The 18,463-nt window shown below is 53.1% G+C and carries 21 protein-coding genes; 19 read left to right on the top strand and 2 right to left on the bottom strand.

Annotated features, from left to right (window positions below; translation table 11 throughout):
* The first annotated feature begins 95 nt into the window (after positions 1–95).
* The 19 genes from tpiA (at position 96) to PMI41_RS23190 (ending at position 16,791) form a co-directional block, all read left to right on the top strand.
* Positions 96–860 carry a triose-phosphate isomerase gene (tpiA, locus tag PMI41_RS23280; protein ID WP_008129010.1) on the top strand — a complete coding sequence of 255 codons (765 nt, stop codon included), beginning with the start codon at positions 96–98 and terminating at the stop codon, positions 858–860.
* Between the two features lie 88 nt (positions 861–948).
* Positions 949–1,386 carry a preprotein translocase subunit SecG gene (gene secG / locus PMI41_RS23275; RefSeq protein WP_008129008.1) on the top strand — a complete coding sequence of 146 codons (438 nt, stop codon included), beginning with the start codon at positions 949–951 and terminating at the stop codon, positions 1,384–1,386.
* Positions 1,387–1,591: 205 nt separating this feature from the next.
* Positions 1,592–2,239, top strand: coding sequence for a L,D-transpeptidase (locus PMI41_RS23270; RefSeq protein ID WP_008129005.1), 648 nt, complete (start codon positions 1,592–1,594; stop codon positions 2,237–2,239).
* A 146-nt stretch (positions 2,240–2,385) separates the two neighbouring features.
* Positions 2,386–4,014, top strand: coding sequence for a CTP synthase (locus PMI41_RS23265; RefSeq protein WP_008129004.1), 1,629 nt, complete (start codon positions 2,386–2,388; stop codon positions 4,012–4,014).
* A 53-nt stretch (positions 4,015–4,067) separates the two neighbouring features.
* Positions 4,068–4,964, top strand: coding sequence for a VOC family protein (locus PMI41_RS23260; RefSeq protein WP_008129003.1), 897 nt, complete (start codon positions 4,068–4,070; stop codon positions 4,962–4,964).
* 1 nt (position 4,965) lies between these two features.
* Positions 4,966–5,796, top strand: coding sequence for a 3-deoxy-8-phosphooctulonate synthase (kdsA, locus tag PMI41_RS23255; protein WP_008129001.1), 831 nt, complete (start codon positions 4,966–4,968; stop codon positions 5,794–5,796).
* A 102-nt stretch (positions 5,797–5,898) separates the two neighbouring features.
* Positions 5,899–6,261 carry a PRC-barrel domain-containing protein gene (locus PMI41_RS23250; protein ID WP_008128999.1) on the top strand — a complete coding sequence of 121 codons (363 nt, stop codon included), beginning with the start codon at positions 5,899–5,901 and terminating at the stop codon, positions 6,259–6,261.
* Positions 6,262–6,407: 146 nt separating this feature from the next.
* The gene (gene eno / locus PMI41_RS23245) at positions 6,408–7,685 is read left to right on the top strand and encodes a phosphopyruvate hydratase (RefSeq protein ID WP_008128998.1); all 1,278 of its coding nucleotides are present in this window, start codon (positions 6,408–6,410) and stop codon (positions 7,683–7,685) included.
* 209 nt (positions 7,686–7,894) lie between these two features.
* Positions 7,895–8,227 carry a septum formation initiator family protein gene (locus tag PMI41_RS23240; protein ID WP_008128996.1) on the top strand — a complete coding sequence of 111 codons (333 nt, stop codon included), beginning with the start codon at positions 7,895–7,897 and terminating at the stop codon, positions 8,225–8,227.
* A 128-nt stretch (positions 8,228–8,355) separates the two neighbouring features.
* Positions 8,356–9,387 (top strand): pyruvate dehydrogenase (acetyl-transferring) E1 component subunit alpha, encoded by a 1,032-nt coding sequence (pdhA, locus tag PMI41_RS23235; RefSeq protein ID WP_008128994.1) that lies wholly within the window; start codon positions 8,356–8,358, stop codon positions 9,385–9,387.
* Between the two features lie 13 nt (positions 9,388–9,400).
* Positions 9,401–10,804: a pyruvate dehydrogenase complex E1 component subunit beta gene (locus tag PMI41_RS23230; protein WP_008128992.1), complete on the top strand. Its 1,404-nt coding sequence runs from the start codon at positions 9,401–9,403 to the stop codon at positions 10,802–10,804.
* Positions 10,805–10,820: 16 nt separating this feature from the next.
* Complete coding sequence (locus tag PMI41_RS23225; RefSeq protein ID WP_008128990.1) at positions 10,821–12,197, top strand: pyruvate dehydrogenase complex dihydrolipoamide acetyltransferase; 1,377 nt, start codon at positions 10,821–10,823, stop codon at positions 12,195–12,197.
* A gap of 8 nt (positions 12,198–12,205) precedes the next feature.
* Positions 12,206–12,844 carry an SGNH/GDSL hydrolase family protein gene (locus tag PMI41_RS23220; RefSeq protein ID WP_008128989.1) on the top strand — a complete coding sequence of 213 codons (639 nt, stop codon included), beginning with the start codon at positions 12,206–12,208 and terminating at the stop codon, positions 12,842–12,844.
* 18 nt (positions 12,845–12,862) lie between these two features.
* Complete coding sequence (gene lpdA, locus PMI41_RS23215; RefSeq protein ID WP_008128986.1) at positions 12,863–14,308, top strand: dihydrolipoyl dehydrogenase; 1,446 nt, start codon at positions 12,863–12,865, stop codon at positions 14,306–14,308.
* 96 nt (positions 14,309–14,404) lie between these two features.
* On the top strand, positions 14,405–14,602 hold the full coding sequence (locus PMI41_RS25535) for a hypothetical protein (RefSeq protein ID WP_081497189.1): 198 nt from the start codon (positions 14,405–14,407) through the stop codon (positions 14,600–14,602).
* 15 nt (positions 14,603–14,617) lie between these two features.
* Entirely contained in the window at positions 14,618–14,899 is a 282-nt protein-coding gene (locus PMI41_RS23205) for a GlsB/YeaQ/YmgE family stress response membrane protein (protein ID WP_008128983.1), read from the top strand.
* A gap of 8 nt (positions 14,900–14,907) precedes the next feature.
* Entirely contained in the window at positions 14,908–15,873 is a 966-nt protein-coding gene (gene lipA / locus PMI41_RS23200) for a lipoyl synthase (RefSeq protein WP_008128981.1), read from the top strand.
* A 3-nt stretch (positions 15,874–15,876) separates the two neighbouring features.
* Positions 15,877–16,350, top strand: a complete 474-nt coding sequence (locus PMI41_RS23195; RefSeq protein ID WP_008128977.1) for a type II toxin-antitoxin system RatA family toxin — start codon at positions 15,877–15,879, stop codon at positions 16,348–16,350.
* Positions 16,351–16,362: 12 nt separating this feature from the next.
* Positions 16,363–16,791, top strand: coding sequence for a GNAT family N-acetyltransferase (locus PMI41_RS23190; RefSeq protein WP_008128974.1), 429 nt, complete (start codon positions 16,363–16,365; stop codon positions 16,789–16,791).
* On the opposite strand, the gene PMI41_RS23185 is transcribed toward PMI41_RS23190, so the two are convergent.
* Positions 16,778–17,281 (bottom strand): CinA family protein, encoded by a 504-nt coding sequence (locus PMI41_RS23185; RefSeq protein ID WP_008128971.1) that lies wholly within the window; start codon positions 17,279–17,281, stop codon positions 16,778–16,780. The genes PMI41_RS23190 and PMI41_RS23185 overlap by 14 nt on opposite strands.
* The coding region (locus tag PMI41_RS23180) for a bifunctional 2-C-methyl-D-erythritol 4-phosphate cytidylyltransferase/2-C-methyl-D-erythritol 2,4-cyclodiphosphate synthase (RefSeq protein ID WP_008128969.1) at positions 17,278–18,463 on the bottom strand (1,186 nt) is incomplete at its 5' end. The genes PMI41_RS23180 and PMI41_RS23185, both read right to left, overlap by 4 nt.

Below are 18,463 nucleotides of genomic sequence, written 5' to 3'. Positions count from 1 at the left end.
GTCGATTGCTTTATCGAGTGAATTTGCTAGTCAGGCAATGAAAGACTTCAGAAAATCGCCCAAACCATGGCTTTCGTGACCTTAAGGAAGAGAAGATGACCCCGGATATTCGCCCTCTCGTCGCCGGTAACTGGAAAATGAATGGCGTCGGAGATCAGCTTGATGAACTTCGTGTGATCGTCAATCGGCCCAACTCTGCAATTGGTGAAAAGATCGACGCTTTGATTTGTGTACCCGCAACGCTTGTCTTCCGGGCTGTTCAGTCCGTTGAGGGCGAGCGGTTAAGTATTGGCGGTCAGGATTGCCATTCCAAGCAGTCCGGCGCGCATACGGGTGACATTGCCGCCACCATGCTTAAAGATGCCGGCGCATCGCATGTCATTGTTGGTCATTCTGAACGCCGGACGGATCACGCTGAAACTGACGCAATTGTGAGCGCGAAGGCACGCGCGGGCTGGGAGGCTGGACTATCTGCCATCATTTGCATCGGAGAAACCGAACTGCAACGCAAGGCGGGTTCGACACTCGAGATCATCGCGACACAGCTTGCCGGATCTATTCCTGAAGGCGCAACTGCCGCCAATACCATTATTGCCTACGAACCGGTTTGGGCGATTGGAACCGGTCTCACCCCAACTGCCGAAGATGTGCGCGAGGTTCACGCCTCCATTCGTGCGGCCCTGAGCAAGCGCTTTGGCGGCGAGGGCAATAAAATGCGCATTCTTTACGGCGGCTCTGTCAAACCCGCCAATGCCGTTGAACTTCTCGGTATAGATAATGTTGATGGTGCATTGGTTGGCGGTGCGAGCTTGAAAGCGCCTGACTTCCTCGCCATCTGTGAAGCATATCATTCGCTTTAGCCTTAAAACTGTTGTCTGACGGGCTTGGTTTATCAGCCGATACGGTGTAAAGAGCCGCGTCCGACACTTGAGAAGCAGAAAAATACCCATGCAAACCGTCGTTATCGTGATTCATCTTCTGATTGTACTTGCCCTGGTTGGGGTCGTGCTCGTGCAGCGCTCCGAAGGCGGCGGTCTGGGTATCGGCGGCGGATCGGGTTTGATGACGGCACGCGGTGCTGCAAACGTGCTGACGCGCGCAACGGCTATTCTGGCGACCGGATTTTTCATTACATCCCTGGCGCTCGGTATCATGTCACGCTTTAGCGAAACACCGACTGACATTCTCAATCGTATCCCGACAACGACGGGCAGCCAGCCTGCCGGTCAGCCGCCTGCAAGCGGTGGTATCCTCAACCAGCTTGGCGGCGAATCATCGAATGCGCCTGCAACACCAGCTGCACCAGCACCCGAATCGTCCGCGCCAGCTCCAGCGACCCCGGCCGCTCCTGCGCAGCCTGCTAATCCGGTTCCGAATTCGCAGTAATCCTATCGGGTTACACAATTACGCGGAACCGCACCAATGTGTTGCGGTTCCGCAACTTCTTGCGTGCATCGATAGCTTGTATGGAACGATCACATCGATTTGCATTGAGAAGAATCCCGTCTTCAGTTATCGCAATATCAAGTTGGCCTAGAGGCCCAAGCAAGCGTCGATAGGACGTTTTGCAATCTATGCGGGAATACACATCATGTTGTCACGTCGCTCATTGCTCATAGGGATGTCCGTTCTGGCGTTGGCCGGCCCTGCATCTGCCGAGCCGATCCTCAAGAAACTGACCAAGCCATTTACCGGGGAACGCGATGCGGCCAAGCCGGTAGAAGTTGCCGAGGCCCGCGCGCCGGCTCGTCCGAAGAAGACGAAATACGGCTTTGATCCGAAGTATATGCCACAGGAAGTGGAATTTTCCGGATACAAGACAGGCACGATCGTTATCGATCCGCAGGCGAGATTCCTCTATCTTGTTGAAAGCCCTTACACTGCCCGTCGCTATGGAATTGCGGTTGGCAAGGAAGGCCTTGAGTTCAAAGGCACTGCCGTTATCCAGACCAAGCGCGAATGGCCGCGCTGGATACCGACCAAGGATATGATCAAGCGCGAGCCTGCTCACTATGCCAAGTATGAAAACGGCATGGATGGTGGTCCGGGTAATCCTCTCGGTGCGCGGGCGCTCTATCTGTCTCAGGGCAACAAGGACACGCATATACGTATCCACGGAACGATTATCCCTTCCAGCATTGGCAGCTCGGCATCAAATGGTTGCTTCCGCATGGTGAATGACCATGTGATCGATCTCTATGACCGTGTGAAAATCGGCACGGAAGTTATTGTTCTGTAATAACTAAATCGCCAAGTGATTGAACGGCCAGACTTTACGTCTGGCCGTTTTGTTTGAAATGAAGAAAAGATTTGTGCGGGAAAACGGCATTATTGCCGAATTTTTTTGTGGCCAAATCACTTGCAAAGGACTAACGAGATAAGCCCATGGCCCGATATGTTTTCATCACTGGCGGCGTGGTTTCTTCCCTCGGAAAAGGCATCGCTGCAGCCGCTTTGGCGGCACTCCTCCAGGCTCGTGGATACCGTGTACGGATTCGCAAGCTCGATCCTTATCTCAACGTCGACCCCGGTACGATGTCGCCTTATCAGCATGGCGAAGTGTTCGTAACTGATGACGGCGCTGAAACTGACCTTGATCTGGGTCATTATGAGCGCTTCACGGGGCGTCCTGCGAACAAGCAGGATAACATCACGACAGGGCGGATTTACCGCAATATCATCGAAAAAGAACGCCGCGGCGATTATCTCGGCGCGACTGTACAGGTAATTCCTCACGTAACCGACGAGATCAAGAACTTCATTGTCGAAGGCAATGAGGATTATGATTTCGTACTTTGCGAAATCGGCGGCACGGTCGGCGATATTGAGGCAATGCCATTCCTTGAGGCGATCCGCCAGCTTGGCAATGATCTGCCACGTGGCAGCGCGGTTTATATCCACCTGACCCTGATGCCCTATATTCCGGCAGCGGGCGAACTCAAAACCAAGCCGACGCAGCACTCAGTCAAAGAGTTGCGCTCAATCGGTATTGCTCCTGACATTCTTCTTATTCGCGCTGATCGCGAGATTCCGGAATCCGAACGTCGCAAGCTTTCGCTATTCTGTAATGTGCGCGCTTCGGCGGTTATTCAGGCGCTTGATGTTGATACAATTTATGATGTGCCCATGGCCTATCATGAAGAAGGTCTGGATTCGGAAGTCCTGGCCGCATTCGGCATTGATCCAGCGCCGAAGCCTCGTATGGAGCGTTGGGACGAAGTCAGCCAGCGTATTCATAATCCTGAAGGCGAAGTGACAATTGCCATCGTTGGTAAATATACAGGCCTCAAGGATGCATATAAGTCGCTGATTGAAGCGCTGCATCATGGTGGCATGGCCAACAAGGTTAAGGTCAATCTGGACTGGATCGAGTCCGAGATATTCGAGCAGGAAGATCCGGCTCCCTACCTGCAGAAGGTGCACGGCATTCTGGTGCCGGGTGGTTTTGGTGAGCGCGGTTCTGAAGGCAAGATACTTGCGGCGAAATTCGCACGCGAAAAGAAGGTGCCATATTTTGGTATCTGCTTTGGCATGCAGATGGCTGTGATTGAAGCAGCACGCTCATTGGCGGGTGTCGAAAAGGCATCCTCTACCGAGTTCGGCCCGGCAAGTGAGCCGGTTGTGGGTCTCATGACTGAATGGCTCAAGGGCAATATGCTGGAGAAGCGGGCACAAGCTGGCGATCTTGGCGGTACCATGCGTCTTGGTGCCTATGAGGCGCTGCTCAAATCCGGCACCCGGATAGCTGATATTTACGGTTCGACCGATATTTCCGAGCGTCACCGTCATCGTTATGAGGTGAACATTGAGTATAAGGACCGGCTTGAAGAGTGTGGTCTGGTGTTCTCAGGCATGTCACCGGATGGTGTTTTGCCGGAAACTGTTGAATATCCGGACCATCCCTGGTTTATCGGCGTTCAATATCATCCGGAACTGAAGTCACGCCCGTTTGAGCCACACCCATTGTTTGCATCGTTCATCAATGCGGCAATGGCGCAAAGCAGGCTGGTTTGATTGGCGAGGGTGTGACTTGAATTGCAATCCGCATTGAGGCACACCCTTTCATCATGAACACATCTTCACCACGCACGCCCCGACCTGTTGATCATCTGGTTTTGCCCACGGCGGAGCTGGAAATTGCCCGTAGCCGTCTGGGACAGCTTGGATTTACGGTTGCGCCAGTAGGTATCCATCCATTTGGTACAGAGAATGTATGTGTCTTCTTCAGCGATGACACGTTTCTGGAAGCACTGGCTGTAGGTCAGCGCGAAACCTGTGAACAAGAGGCCCGGGCGGGCAATGTATTTGTTGCGCGCGATCACGCTTATCGGTTCCGGAACGGACAAGAAGGCTTTTCAGCGCTCGTCATGGGCAGCAAAAATGCCAAGGCCGATCATCAGACATTTATCGAGGCCGGGATTTCAGCGGGCAACATTCTGGATTTCTCCCGGCCATTCATTTTGCCGGATGGAAAAGAGGACAGGGCCGGTTTCCGTCTCGCCTTTGCGGCTGATCTTCGTGCGCCTGACGCATTCTTCTTTACGTGCGAGCGCATAAATTCGCCAAAGGTTGATCGAAGCGCTTTGCAATCGCACGCCAATGGCGCTGTGGCTCTGCGAGAGATTGTACTCTCGGAGATCAATCCAACGGATTTTCAGTATCCCTTGCAGGAAGTGCTTAATCAGCGCGATGTGAATGCGCATTCATTCGGCATGGATATCACTGCGGCTAACGCAAATATTACAGTGCTTACGCCGTCCGGCTTACTGGCATTTTTCGGCATAGAAGCCTCAACGGCTGAACGTGGTTTGCGTCTGCAGGCTTTTGTTCTTGCGGTGAGTGATCTTGCCGCCGTTGAATCTTTGCTCACCAACAACAATATTCCCATCGAAAAGCGTGGCTCCCGCCTGATTGTGCATAAGGCACCGGGGCAGGGTGCCGCCATCGCATTTGAGGCTCTTTGATATGTCCCAGAATTCCACTGTTTCTGCTGGTAATGTTGCATTTTCCAACAGCGGCAAGCTCGCGCTTATTGCCGGTCCCTGCCAGATGGAAAGCCGTCAGCATGCCTTTGACATGGCTGGCGCGTTGAAGGAGATAACAGAGAAGCTTGGCATCGGCCTCGTTTACAAATCAAGCTTCGACAAGGCAAACCGCACTTCGCTTTCAGGCAAGCGTGGCTTTGGTCTTGAAAATTCATTGCCGGTCTTTGCCGACATCAAAAAGGAATTCGGTCTTCCTACCCTGACGGATGTTCACACGGAAGAGCAATGCGCTATCCTCGGCGAAGTGGTCGATGTTTTGCAGATACCTGCCTTTTTGTGCCGCCAGACAGACCTTTTGCTTGCTGCTGCCAAGACGGGCAAGGTTGTTAATATCAAGAAGGGCCAGTTTCTTGCGCCATGGGACATGAAGAATGTTGCGGCGAAGGTGACAGAAAGTGGCAACCCGAATGTAATGCTGACAGAGCGTGGCGCTTCATTTGGTTATAATACTCTTGTTTCAGACATGCGTTCACTGCCGATCATGGCAGGCTTCGGCGCGCCGGTGATTTTCGATGCAACGCATTCGGTGCAGCAGCCGGGCGGACAGGGGGGCTCGACGGGGGGGCAGCGTGAGTTTGTCGAAACCCTGTCGCGTGCAGCGGTCGCCGTGGGGGTTGCTGGTTTGTTTATCGAGACGCACCAGGACCCCGACAATGCGCCTTCCGATGGTCCAAACATGGTGCCGCTTGATCAGATGCCGCGCCTGCTTGAAAAGCTTCTTGAGTTTGATCGGATAGCAAAATCCGTTTAACTATCAGCGGAATTGTTCCACGATTAAAATTAAAGTTTTTTGCAACTCATGGGCTGGTTTGCCCATTAACTCTTCATGCCAACGCAAGAAGGAGAAAGCAAAATGCCAACCAGTACAGGACATACAACTGCTATTCGCGCCTCACGTGTCATCGGCACCAATGTATATAATACTGCTGGTGAAAAGATGGGCGAAATTGAAGATGTGATGCTCGACAAAACGTCGGACAAGATCATGTTTGCGGTGATCGGCTTTGGCGGGTTCCTGGGAATTGGCGAGAAATATCACGCCGTACCTTGGTCGCTACTCGATTATGACAAGGAAAATGGCGGCTATGCTGTCTCGCTGACCCGTCAGCAGCTTGAACAGGCTCCTGTGAACACGATCAGTGAGCTTACAGAAAACGATGGCCGTAAGGTCAGGGACATGTCGTTCTCCTATTATAAGGTCGATAAGGCGGCTTAATGTCGCTTAACTTCGAAAAAGGCCGCTCTCCAGCGGCCTTTTTTTCGTTTTAACGCACAAATCGCCTTGTCAGGGTTTTCCTTGTCATCTTCATTCGCTATTCAGTTGCCAGCTTATGCTGTCCCACGTTTTCAAAAGGAAATCCCATGACTGCGATCGTCGATATTATTGGCCGTGAAATTCTGGATAGTCGTGGTAATCCGACTGTTGAAGTCGATGTCATTCTTGAAGACGGCTCGATGGGCCGTGCTGCTGTTCCTTCCGGTGCATCCACAGGCGCGCACGAAGCTGTTGAGCTTCGCGATGGCGGCCAACGTTATTTGGGCAAAGGCGTGCAGAAGGCCGTCGATGCGGTCAATGGCGAACTGTTCGATGCTATTGGCGGCCTTGAGGCCGAAAACCAGATTCACATCGACCAGACAATGATTGATCTGGACGGTACGCCAAACAAGAGCCGTCTCGGTGCGAACGCTATACTGGGCGTTTCACTTGCTGTTGCGAAGGCTGCTGCCGAAGCTTCGGGTCTGCCGCTTTATCGCTACCTCGGTGGTCCAAACGCACATGTTCTGCCAGTGCCAATGATGAACATCATCAACGGTGGTGCGCATGCAGACAATCCAATCGACTTTCAGGAATTCATGATCCTTCCTGTTGGCGCATCTTCTTTGGCAGAAGCTGTACGCTATGGCTCTGAAGTGTTCCACACACTCAAGAAGCGCCTCAAGGATGCAGGTCACAGCACAAATGTCGGCGATGAGGGCGGCTTTGCACCAAACTTGAATTCGGCTGAGGAAGCTCTCGACTTCATCATGGAGTCGATTGAAAAAGCCGGCTTCAAGCCGGGTGAAGAAATCGCTATCGGTCTTGATTGCGCCGCAACGGAATTCTTCAAGGGCGGCAATTACGTTTATGAAGGCGATAACCAGACGCGCAATCCAAAGGCCCAGGCTGAATATCTGGCCCAGCTCGTTGGCAACTATCCGATTATCTCTGTTGAAGACGGCATGTCGGAAGACGATTGGGAAGGCTGGAAGCACCTTACCGATCTTATCGGCAAAAAATGCCAGCTCGTCGGTGATGATCTTTTCGTGACCAATTCCGCGCGACTTCGTGATGGCATCAAGATGGGCGTCGCCAATTCGATCCTCGTCAAAGTCAATCAGATCGGTACACTTTCGGAAACTTTCGATGCTGTCGAAACCGCACATCGCGCCGGATACACTTCAGTGATGTCGCATCGATCCGGCGAGACCGAAGATTCAACGATTGCTGATCTGGCAGTTGCGACGAATTGCGGACAGATCAAGACCGGCTCGCTGTCACGTTCCGACCGGATCGCGAAATACAATCAGCTGATCCGTATCGAAGAAGAACTCGGCCCGCAGGCGAGCTATGCTGGCCGCGGTGTTTTCCGCTTTCTTTGATAGCTGACCTTCAGAAATCGAAAATGGCGGGTCTTGTACCGCCATTTTTTATTGGGAGGGCTCAAGATCGGAAATAGTCCGATAAACCGACACAAGTGAGCTCCGGGTTTTCGCGCCTTGGTAATCGCCTGTTAAGCAAAACATTGTTTTATGAGCGAACAAACAATCGGGCCATTGTGACCTGATTCCGTAGCGATCCGGATAAAGCAATGTGGACAAAACAGAGACGTAAAACCAGGCGAGGGCGTTTGATAGTCCCGCTGCTTGCTGCACTGTTTTTTGCTTATTTCGGGTTCCATGCCTACCACGGCGAATACGGGCTATACTCCACCATCAAGCTGCAGGAACGCACCCAGCTTTTGCAGGCTCAACTTGCTGCCGTTGTCGAGAATCGCAAGGAGCTTGAACGGCAGGTAAAACTTATGCATGATGGGACTATTGAGAAGGATATGCTGGACGAGCAAGCTCGCAAAGCACTGAACGTTTCCCGCCCGGATGAAGTCACGATAATGCGTGGTTCCGGGGATTTAGCTATTAACTGATATCCGGTTAATAGCTGTTTTATTGTGTATTTTGAACGTCTTATTTGCATAGCACTTATTCGATTCTGCGTATTGTAAGTTCTGTCCCTGCTGCTATTCTCTTGCGACCAAGTCACAGGGAGTGAGATATGGCCACGAGGGCGAAAAAAAGCCCTGCGCGTTCCGCGCAGACTTCTGCTGTAAAAGCACCAAAACCAATCGAATTCACCAAAGAACAGGAGCTGGAAGCCTACCGGCAAATGCTGCTGATCCGCCGTTTCGAAGAAAAGGCCGGACAGCTGTATGGTATGGGGTTCATCGGCGGTTTCTGTCACCTCTACATCGGACAGGAAGCAGTCGTTACCGGCATGCAGATGTCGTTGAAGGAAGGTGACCAGAATATCACCGGTTATCGTGATCACGGTCACATGCTTGCTTGCGGCATGAGCCCGCGCGGCGTGATGGCTGAATTGACCGGACGTCGCGGCGGCCTTTCCAAGGGCAAGGGCGGCTCCATGCACATGTTCTCCAAGGAAAAGCATTTCTATGGCGGCCATGGCATCGTGGGTGCGCAGGTTTCGCTTGGAACTGGTCTGGCATTTGCCAACCGATATCGCGACAATGGTAATGTTTCGCTCGCATATTTCGGCGATGGCGCTGCCAATCAGGGGCAGGTTTATGAAAGCTTCAACATGGCATCGCTGTGGAAGCTTCCTGTCATCTACATCATTGAAAACAATCGTTATGCGATGGGTACTTCGGTTTCCCGTGCATCAGCCGAGACTGATTTCTCCAAACGCGGCCTGTCGTTCAACATTCCCGGCATTCAGGTGGACGGTATGGATGTTCGCGCTGTTCATGCTGCGGCTGAGGAAGCAACAGCTTGGGCCCGCACGGGCAAAGGCCCGATGATCCTTGAAATGCAGACCTACCGGTATCGTGGTCACTCCATGTCGGACCCGGCCAAGTACCGTTCGAAGGACGAAGTGCAGAAGATGCGCTCCGACCATGACCCAATTGAGCAGGTGAAGAACCGGTTGATCGAGAAAGGATGGTCCACAGAGGACGATCTGAAGAAGATCGACAAGGACGTTCGCGATATCGTTGCAGATGCTGCCGATTTCGCCCAGTCCGATCCGGAGCCGGATGCATCCGAGCTTTACACCGACATTTTGCTCTAAGGGAGGCGCTACCATGCCTGTAGATATTCTTATGCCAGCGCTCTCGCCGACTATGGAAGAGGGCAAACTTTCCAAATGGCTGAAAAAAGAAGGCGACAAGGTTACTTCCGGTGACATTCTCGCAGAAATTGAAACCGACAAGGCAACGATGGAAGTCGAAGCCGTTGACGAAGGCACAATCGGCAAGATTCTTATCGCCGAAGGCACTGATGGCGTGAAAGTTAACACCGTGATCGCCGTGTTGCTGGGTGATGGTGAAAGCGCTGACGACGCCGCTGCGCCAAAGGCTGAAGCTCCTGCCAAGGCAGAAGAAGCGCCTGCAAAGGCCGAGGCTGAAGCTCCGAAACAGGAAGAAGCGTCTGAAAAGGCTAAAGTTCCTGCTGCCCCGAAGACCGAAGTTGCTGCCGATCCAGATATTCCGGCGGGTACGGAAATGGTTTCGACGACAGTTCGTGAAGCCTTGCGTGATGCAATGGCCGAAGAAATGCGCCGCGACGACTCAGTATTTGTCATGGGTGAAGAAGTTGCCGAATATCAGGGTGCCTACAAAATCACCCAGGGACTGCTCGATGAATTTGGCCCGCGCCGCGTGGTCGATACGCCAATTACCGAGCATGGATTTGCCGGTGTCGGTGTCGGTGCTGCGATGACGGGTTTGCGTCCAATCGTCGAGTTCATGACCTTCAACTTCGCGATGCAGGCAATCGACCAGATTCTGAATTCTGCAGCCAAGACACTTTATATGTCTGGCGGCCAGATGGGCGCTCCAATGGTGTTCCGTGGGCCAAGCGGTGCAGCATCGCGCGTGGCGGCTCAGCACTCACAGTGCTACGCCGCGTGGTACAGCCACATCCCAGGTCTTAAGGTTGTCATGCCTTACTCTGCTGCTGACGCAAAAGGCCTGCTGAAGGCTGCAATCCGCGATCCAAATCCGGTTATCTTCCTTGAAAACGAAATCCTTTACGGCCACTCCTTTGATGTGCCGAAGCTGGATGATTTCGTTCTGCCAATCGGCAAAGCGCGCATCCACAAGAAGGGTAATGACGTTACGCTCGTCTCTTTCGGCATCGGCATGAACTATACGGTGAAAGCTGAAGCGGAGCTGGCGAAGTTGGGGATTGATGCGGAAATCATCGATCTGCGCACCATCCGCCCGATGGATATCCCAACGGTGGTGGAATCGGTTAAGAAGACTGGCCGTCTTGTAACGATTGAGGAAGGCTATCCGCAGTCGTCCGTTGGTACGGAAATCGCGACCCGCGTCATGCAGCAGGCGTTCGATTATCTCGACGCGCCGATCCTTACGATTGCAGGCAAGGACGTTCCAATGCCTTATGCGGCCAATCTGGAAAAGCTGGCACTGCCGAACGTTCAGGAAATCATCGACGCCGTCAAAGCTGTGACCTACACAGCATAAAGGGGAGGAAATCGATATGCCGATCAATATCACCATGCCGGCGCTTTCTCCCACGATGGAAGAAGGCAATCTTGCCAAATGGCTTGTCAAGGAAGGCGATAAGGTTGGTCCCGGCGATGTTATCGCCGAGATTGAAACCGATAAGGCGACGATGGAAGTCGAGGCCGTTGATGAAGGCACCGTGGCGAAGATCGTCGTTCCGGCAGGCACAGAAGGTGTCAAGGTCAATGCCTTGATTGCCATTCTTGCTGCCGATGGCGAGGACGCGAGCGCGGCTGCACAGGGTGGTGGTGACGCTGCCCCTGCCAAGGCCGAGGCAAAGGAAGAAAAGAAAGCTGAACCGGCGGCAGAGGCACCTAAAGCCGATGCTCCCAAGGCAGAACCGGCCAAAGCAGAAGCTCCAAGGCAGGAAACTGCTTCGGCTCCTGCCAGCGTCAAATCGGGCGATCGTCCATTCTCATCGCCGCTCGCCCGTCGTATTGCCAAGGATGCTGGTGTTGATCTCTCGGCAGTTACAGGCTCCGGCCCCCATGGCCGTGTGATCAAGAAGGATGTTGAAGCGGCTATCGCCGGTGGCGGTGCCAAAGCTGCTGCGCCAGCGGCGGCTGCACCGGGTGCATCTGCGCCCGCAGCACCGAAGCCCATGTCTGACGATGCGGTGCTCAAGCTGTTCGCGGAAGGCTCTTACGAGCTTGTGCCGCATGATGGCATGCGCAAGACAATCGCCAAGCGTCTCCTCGAAGCAAAGTCGACAGTTCCGCATTTCTACCTGACTGTCGATTGCGAGCTTGACGCACTTCTGGCCCTGCGCCAGCAGATCAATCTTGCTGCACCAATGCGCAAAACTGATAAGGGTGATGTGCCGGTCTACAAACTGTCAGTCAATGACATGATCATCAAGGCAATGGCTTTGGCTTTGCGGGATGTTCCGGAGGCCAATGTTTCCTGGACCGAAAGCAACATGGTCAAACACAAGCACTCGGATGTGGGCGTAGCTGTTTCCATTCCTGGCGGTCTGATCACGCCGATCATCCGCAAGGCCGAAGAGAAAACATTGTCGGCCATTTCCAACGAAATGAAAGACTTGGCCAAGCGTGCGCGGGATCGCAAGTTGAAGCCTGAAGAGTATCAGGGTGGTACGACTGCCGTATCAAACCTTGGCATGTTCGGGGTGAAAGACTTTGCTGCGATCATCAATCCGCCTCACGCAACGATCCTTGCCATTGGTGCGGGTGAAGAGCGTGCCGTGGTGAAGAAGGGCGAGATCAAGGTTGCTACGGTGATGTCGGTCACGCTTTCAACCGATCATCGTGCGGTTGATGGTGCCTTGGGCGCTGAACTGGCTCAAGCCTTCAAGCGGCACATTGAAAACCCGATGGGCATGCTGGTCTGAGCAACACGATGAAAACAGTCCTTTGTTATGGCGATTCACTCACCTGGGGTTACATCCCGGACGGGTCGGGTCGCCATGCACTGGAGGACCGGTGGCCACAGGTGCTGCAGGCGCAGCTTGGACCTGCTGTTACTGTTGTTGCCGATGGTCTGAATGGGCGTACAACGGCTTATGATGATCATTTGTCGGGGTTTCAAAGGAACGGTGCCAAGACATTGACCAATGCGCTTGGCACGCATTTTCCTCTCGATCTCATCATCATTATGCTCGGCACCAATGATATGAAGACGTTCATCTGCGGCAATGCGCAGGGCACGAAACGTGGTATGCAGCGGCTGATAGAGATCGTGCGTACAACGCCTTACCAACAGAACGCCAAGCCGCCGCAGATCCTTGTCATGTCGCCTCCCGCTTTGGGTGAGACACAGGGGCCGGAGTTTCGTCTGACCTTTGAACAAGGGGTTGAGCAGTCGCGATTGCTCGCTGATTTCTATCGCGATGCGGCAGACTTTGCCGGTTGCGTTTTCTTCGATGCGGGATCGGTTGCGAAAGTATCGCCGCTCGATGGTGTACATCTTGATGCAGAAAATACACGGGCAATCGGTAAAGCCGTTGCACCTATCGTTCGAGACATACTCGATCTTTAATTCAGGAGGAATTTCGTCTTGGCCAATAATTACGACGTGATCATCATTGGTTCTGGCCCCGGCGGCTATGTAACCGCAATCCGTTCTGCTCAGCTGGGCCTGAAGACGGCAATCGTCGAGCGTGAGCATCTTGGTGGCATATGCCTGAATTGGGGCTGCATACCAACCAAGGCTCTGCTGCGCTCGGCGGAAATTTTCCATTACGGCCAGCACGCCAAGGATTATGGCCTCACGATCGAAGGCAAGATTTCCGCCGACATCAAAGCTGTTGTGCAACGTTCGCGTGGCGTTTCTGCCCGCTTGAACGCCGGCATCGGGTTTTTGATGAAGAAAAACAAGGTCGATGTCATCTGGGGCGAAGCCAAGCTTTCCAAGCCCGGTGAGATCGTTGTTTCAAAGACTTCGAAGAAACCTATGGAGCCGCAAAATCCTGTGCCCAAGAATGCACAGGGCGAGGGCACTTATACTGCCAAGCACATTATCCTCGCGACTGGCGCGCGGCCACGCGCGCTGCCTGGCATTGAGCCGGATGGCAAGCTGATCTGGACCTATTTCGAGGCCATGGTTCCACCGGAAATGCCAAAATCACTCGTTGTGATGGGTTCTGGTGCTATTGGTATCGAGTTTGCCTCGTTCTACCGCACGATGGGCGCAGAAGTGACTGTCGTAGAACTTCTGCCAAACGTTATGCCTGTCGAAGATGCGGAGATTTCCGCTATTGCGCGCAAGCAGTTTGAAAAGCAGGGCATGAAGATCATTACGGAAGCCAAGGTAACGAAGGTCGAAAAATCTGCAAATTCCATTACGGCGCATGTTGAAACCAAGGACGGCAAGGTCGAGAAGATCACTGCTGACCGCCTGATTTCTGCTGTTGGCGTTCAGGGCAACATTGAAAACCTTGGTCTGGAAGCGCTTGGCGTAAAGACTGATCGCGGCTGCGTTGTCATTGATGGCTATGGCAAGACTAACGTTCCGGGTATCTATGCGATTGGTGATGTGGCCGGTCCGCCCATGCTGGCACACAAGGCTGAGCACGAAGGTGTTATCTGCGTTGAGAAGATTGCCAATGTCCCCGGCGTTCATCCCATGGAAAAGGACAAGATTCCGGGCTGCACCTATTGCCACCCGCAGGTTGCCTCTGTCGGCTTGACTGAAGCCAAAGCTAAGGAAGGCGGACGTGAAATTCGGGTCGGTCGCTTCCAGTTCGCTGCGAACGGCAAAGCCATTGCACTTGGTGAAGATCAGGGGCTGGTCAAGACAATCTTTGACAAGAAGACCGGTCAGCTGATTGGCGCGCACATGGTTGGTGCAGAAGTGACTGAACTCATACAGGGTTTCGTCGTCGCCATGAATCTGGAGACGACCGAAGAAGAGCTTATGCACACCGTATTCCCGCATCCGACCTTGTCAGAAATGATGAAGGAAAGCGTGCTGGATGCTTATGGCCGTGTACTCAACGCGTAACGTTTAAGCGAACAGGAAGGAACCTACGCTCTGGTAACCATAAAGGACAGTGGACCCTGGATAAAATTCTCGTGGTCGATCCTCAAATGGTCAACCTTGATCGGGATATTGATTGGGTTTGTACCCGCTGCCTTGAGTATGGTTTCGGGTAACACCATATCAGTGAACGGCACGGAAATTTCCGGCTGGACAGGTGTTTGGGTCGTCACTTTTGCCTGTGGCTTGGGTGGCTTTCTTTTCGGTGCTATATGGGCCTTGGTGTTTCGTGCCATAGCGATTGCATCAGGGCGCTAAAAAGGAACAACGAAGATGGATCAACCAGTCGTCGGTATCATGGGTATGCCTGAAGTGGGTTTTTTCGGGATGCTGGTTATCGGTTTCATTGCGGGTTATATCGCCGAAAAGGCGATGAATCGCGACCATGGGCTTTTCACCAATATACTTGTCGGTATTGCAGGTTCGTTTGTTGGGGGAACGCTGGCAGGTCTGGTGAATTTCAATTTCTATGGATTCTTTGGAAATCTGATCGTTGCGACAGTTGGCGCAATTCTCATCCTGTGGGTCTTTGGTAAAGCCAAAGCCGCAAGCTAGGAAGTCTAATGGTAACGGTACTCGACACGATTGATCAAAAACGGCGTCTGCGCCATCCGGAAAAAGCAAATCGTCCGGATACAGAGCTTTTGAAGAAGCCTGATTGGATTCGCGTCAAGGCACCGATTTCCAAAGGCTACTCCGAAACACGGGACATTGTCCGCTCGCATAATCTTGTAACTGTCTGCGAGGAAGCTGGTTGCCCGAATATCGGTGAGTGCTGGGACAAGAAACACGCTACATTCATGATCATGGGCGAAATCTGCACACGCGCCTGTGCGTTCTGTAATGTCGCCACTGGGTTACCAAAAGCACTTGACCGCGAAGAGCCCGACAATGTGGGCAAGGCCGTGCTTAAAATGGGCTTGGAGCACGTCGTTATCACGTCTGTTGATCGTGATGATCTGGCGGATGGCGGTGCGCAACATTTTGCCGATGTCATTCTGGCAATTCGTCGCATATCGCCCGGTACGACAATCGAGATTTTGACGCCAGACTTCCTGCGTAAGCCCGGTGCTTTGGAAATCGTCGTTGCTGCCCGGCCTGACGTTTTCAATCACAATCTTGAAACTGTCCCTTCGAACTACCTCAAGGTTCGTCCGGGTGCACGCTATTTCCACTCAATCCGCCTGCTGCAGCGCGTGAAGGAAATCGATCCGACGATTTTCACGAAATCCGGCATCATGGTCGGGCTTGGTGAGAAGAGGAACGAGGTTTTGCAGCTTATGGACGATCTTCGTTCAGCAGATGTGGATTTCATGACCATAGGTCAATATCTGCAGCCAACCCGCAAGCATCATGCAGTGCTGAATTATGTGACGCCGGATGAGTTCAAGTCCTATGCGACGATCGCCAAAACAAAGGGCTTCCTCGTTGTTGCATCAAGCCCGCTGACACGCTCCTCCCATCATGCCGGTGAAGATTTTGCCAGGTTGAGAGCTGCACGCGAGGCGCTGCACGCAAGTCGCACCTGATCCATGCCAAAGTTCGATACGAACCGTCCGGTTGCACACCGCGCTGAGCAGATGTTTGACCTCGTTGCCGATGTGGAGAAGTATCCGCAGTTTCTGCCGATGTGCGAAAGCCTGAAAGTGCGCTCCCGTAAAGAGCGGGATGGCAAGGTCCTGCTTATAGCGGACATGACAGTCGGCTATAAGCTCATCCGTGAAACCTTCACCAGCCAAGTGCTGTTGAAGCGCGAGGAAAACATCATTGAGACCAAATATATTGATGGTCCTTTTCGCTATCTGGATAACCGCTGGCAGTTCGTTCCGGATGCAAATCCTGAGCGTTCAACCGTGAAATTCTATATTGATTATGAGTTCAAGAGCCGCACCCTTGGATTTCTCATGGGCTCAATGTTCGATATTGCCTTCCGCAAGTTCACCGAAGCGTTCGAAAAACGCGCCGACGCTATTTATGGTGCGGATGGTAAATCGCCAGCAGTTTGAAAAGAGTTTAGCGTGCAACACGAAAATACCGATTATCAACTGAGCGTCGAAACGCCATCTGTAGATGATTATATGCGGTTGCGGGTGATATCGGGATTGAGCCCCAAGAGCCGCGAAGCTGCGGAAAGTGGTCTACCCCATACAATTCATGCCGTGATCATTCGATATCGGGAGCAGGCTGTCGGGATGGGCAGGATCATTGGGGACAATGGTTGCTTTTATCAAGTTGTCGATATTGCTGTCGATCCTGAGCATCAGGGTCAGGGCTTGGGCAAGATGATTGTCGAAAACCTCGTCGACTATGTACAAACCAATGCGCCGGATGGGGCCTATTGCAGTCTGATTGCTGATGGTCCCGCTAAATATCTTTATGAAAAATTCGGCTTTGAACCTGTCACGCCAAAATCAATCGGCATGGCTTTTGTGGTCAAGCGGCTGTAGTTCCCAAGGCAGAGATTGCCATATCAAGTGCAGTATTGACTGCTGCCATGCGGATTGAAGCACGTCCGTGATCTTCGAAAACATGCAGGGCAGCAATCGTTTTCTGGCCTTTGATGGCAAGCCCGAACCAAACCAGCCCAACAGGCTTTTCTTCTGAGCCGCCGCCCGGGCCGGCAATGCCGGTAACGGAGATTGCGATACCGGCGCGGGAATGACCGACTGCTCCCGTTGCCATCGCCAGCGCAACTTGCTCGGATACAGCGCCATATTGCTCGATCAGTTCAGTCGGTACGCCCAGCATTTCATGCTTGGCCTCGTTGGAATAGGTCACGAAACCTCTATCGACAACATCAGAAGAGCCACCAATATCTGTCAGCGACGCAGCTATAAGGCCGCCGGTACAGGACTCGGCCGTTGCCAGCATGATGCCCCTGCGACGGCAGACATTGAGCAGCGCCGTAGCTTTTTCTTCCGCAATCATCACACTCATTCGGGTAATCCGCCGGGATAGATGACTGAGGCGGTCGCTATGGCCGCAATACCTTCTTCACGCCCAATGAAGCCAAGCTTCTCATTGGTTGTCGCCTTTATTGAAATGCGATCTGCGGTAATTCCCAGCATTGCGGCTAAAGCGGCGGTCATCGCCTCGCGATGAGGACCAACTTTTGGGGCCTCACAGATCAAGGTGATATCGGCATTGGCGATCCTTCCGCCAGCCTCTTTCACGATCTTTACGGCGTGTTGAACGAAGATGTGAGAGGCCGCGCCTTTCCATTGGGGATCAGAAGGCGGAAAGTGTGTGCCGATATCCCCAGCACCACGCGTGGCCAATAGAGCGTCGGTCAGGGCATGCAAAGCCACATCTGCATCAGAATGCCCTGACAACTTCTTGTCATGCTTGATAAAAACGCCCGCCAACCATACGCCATCGCCGGGCTCGAAGGCATGGACGTCATAGCCATTGCCAGTCCGTACATCCGGGAAAGCGGATTGCTTCTGCGACAGACGGTCATCGGCCATTTCGATATCCTTTGCCCATGTTAGCTTCGTGTTGTCGGCTGAGCCATCGACGATACGAACGGGTAATCCATGCCATTCGGCAATCGCGGAGTCATCGGTGAAATCAGAGCGGCCCTCGGCGAAGGCGGCATTGTGTGCATCAAGAATTGGTTTGAATGGGAATGCCTGAGGCGTCTGGGCAGCATAGAGCCCGGCACGAGGTACCGTTGCACTGACCATTGCATCTGGACCCGCAGCTTTCAGCGTATCGGACACTGCCAGCACCGGAAGAACGCCGATATGAGGTGTCAGGTTGAAGATTATACGCTCAAGCAGGTCTGCGGCTATGAAAGGTCTCACCCCATCATGAATGAGTACGTGATCGATTTCTGCATTGTTCAAAGCGAGCAAGCCCAAGCGGGTCGATTCCTGCCGGGTCGGGCCTCCAGTAACGGCCTTCACCTTAGCTTTCATATCGCCGAGTGCTTGTACGAACAGTGCATCATCTTCTTTATGGATAACGACAACGATCTCATCGATCATTGAGCAAGCCAGAAAAGCGCGCACAGTATGCATAAGCACGGCTTCGCCGCCGATCCTGCGATATTGCTTGGGGCCTTCGACGCTTTGACCGGCTCGTTCGCCGCGTCCTGCCGCCACGATAACGGCAGGG

Origin of the sequence: Phyllobacterium sp. YR531, assembly GCF_000282595.1 — a bacterium.
In the GTDB taxonomy this organism is placed as follows: domain Bacteria; phylum Pseudomonadota; class Alphaproteobacteria; order Rhizobiales; family Rhizobiaceae; genus Phyllobacterium.
This window is presented reverse-complemented; position numbering and strand designations above follow the sequence as displayed.

Coding starts and splice junctions, on each gene's coding strand:
- tpiA (WP_008129010.1), top strand. CDS start 96: ATGACCCCGGATATTCGCCCTCTCGTCGCCGGTAACTGGAAAATGAAT.
- secG (WP_008129008.1), top strand. CDS start 949: ATGCAAACCGTCGTTATCGTGATTCATCTTCTGATTGTACTTGCCCTG.
- PMI41_RS23270 (WP_008129005.1), top strand. CDS start 1,592: ATGTTGTCACGTCGCTCATTGCTCATAGGGATGTCCGTTCTGGCGTTG.
- PMI41_RS23265 (WP_008129004.1), top strand. CDS start 2,386: ATGGCCCGATATGTTTTCATCACTGGCGGCGTGGTTTCTTCCCTCGGA.
- PMI41_RS23260 (WP_008129003.1), top strand. CDS start 4,068: ATGAACACATCTTCACCACGCACGCCCCGACCTGTTGATCATCTGGTT.
- kdsA (WP_008129001.1), top strand. CDS start 4,966: ATGTCCCAGAATTCCACTGTTTCTGCTGGTAATGTTGCATTTTCCAAC.
- PMI41_RS23250 (WP_008128999.1), top strand. CDS start 5,899: ATGCCAACCAGTACAGGACATACAACTGCTATTCGCGCCTCACGTGTC.
- eno (WP_008128998.1), top strand. CDS start 6,408: ATGACTGCGATCGTCGATATTATTGGCCGTGAAATTCTGGATAGTCGT.
- PMI41_RS23240 (WP_008128996.1), top strand. CDS start 7,895: ATGTGGACAAAACAGAGACGTAAAACCAGGCGAGGGCGTTTGATAGTC.
- pdhA (WP_008128994.1), top strand. CDS start 8,356: ATGGCCACGAGGGCGAAAAAAAGCCCTGCGCGTTCCGCGCAGACTTCT.
- PMI41_RS23230 (WP_008128992.1), top strand. CDS start 9,401: ATGCCTGTAGATATTCTTATGCCAGCGCTCTCGCCGACTATGGAAGAG.
- PMI41_RS23225 (WP_008128990.1), top strand. CDS start 10,821: ATGCCGATCAATATCACCATGCCGGCGCTTTCTCCCACGATGGAAGAA.
- PMI41_RS23220 (WP_008128989.1), top strand. CDS start 12,206: ATGAAAACAGTCCTTTGTTATGGCGATTCACTCACCTGGGGTTACATC.
- PMI41_RS23205 (WP_008128983.1), top strand. CDS start 14,618: ATGGATCAACCAGTCGTCGGTATCATGGGTATGCCTGAAGTGGGTTTT.
- lipA (WP_008128981.1), top strand. CDS start 14,908: ATGGTAACGGTACTCGACACGATTGATCAAAAACGGCGTCTGCGCCAT.
- PMI41_RS23195 (WP_008128977.1), top strand. CDS start 15,877: ATGCCAAAGTTCGATACGAACCGTCCGGTTGCACACCGCGCTGAGCAG.
- PMI41_RS23185 (WP_008128971.1), bottom strand. CDS start 17,281: ATGAGTGTGATGATTGCGGAAGAAAAAGCTACGGCGCTGCTCAATGTC.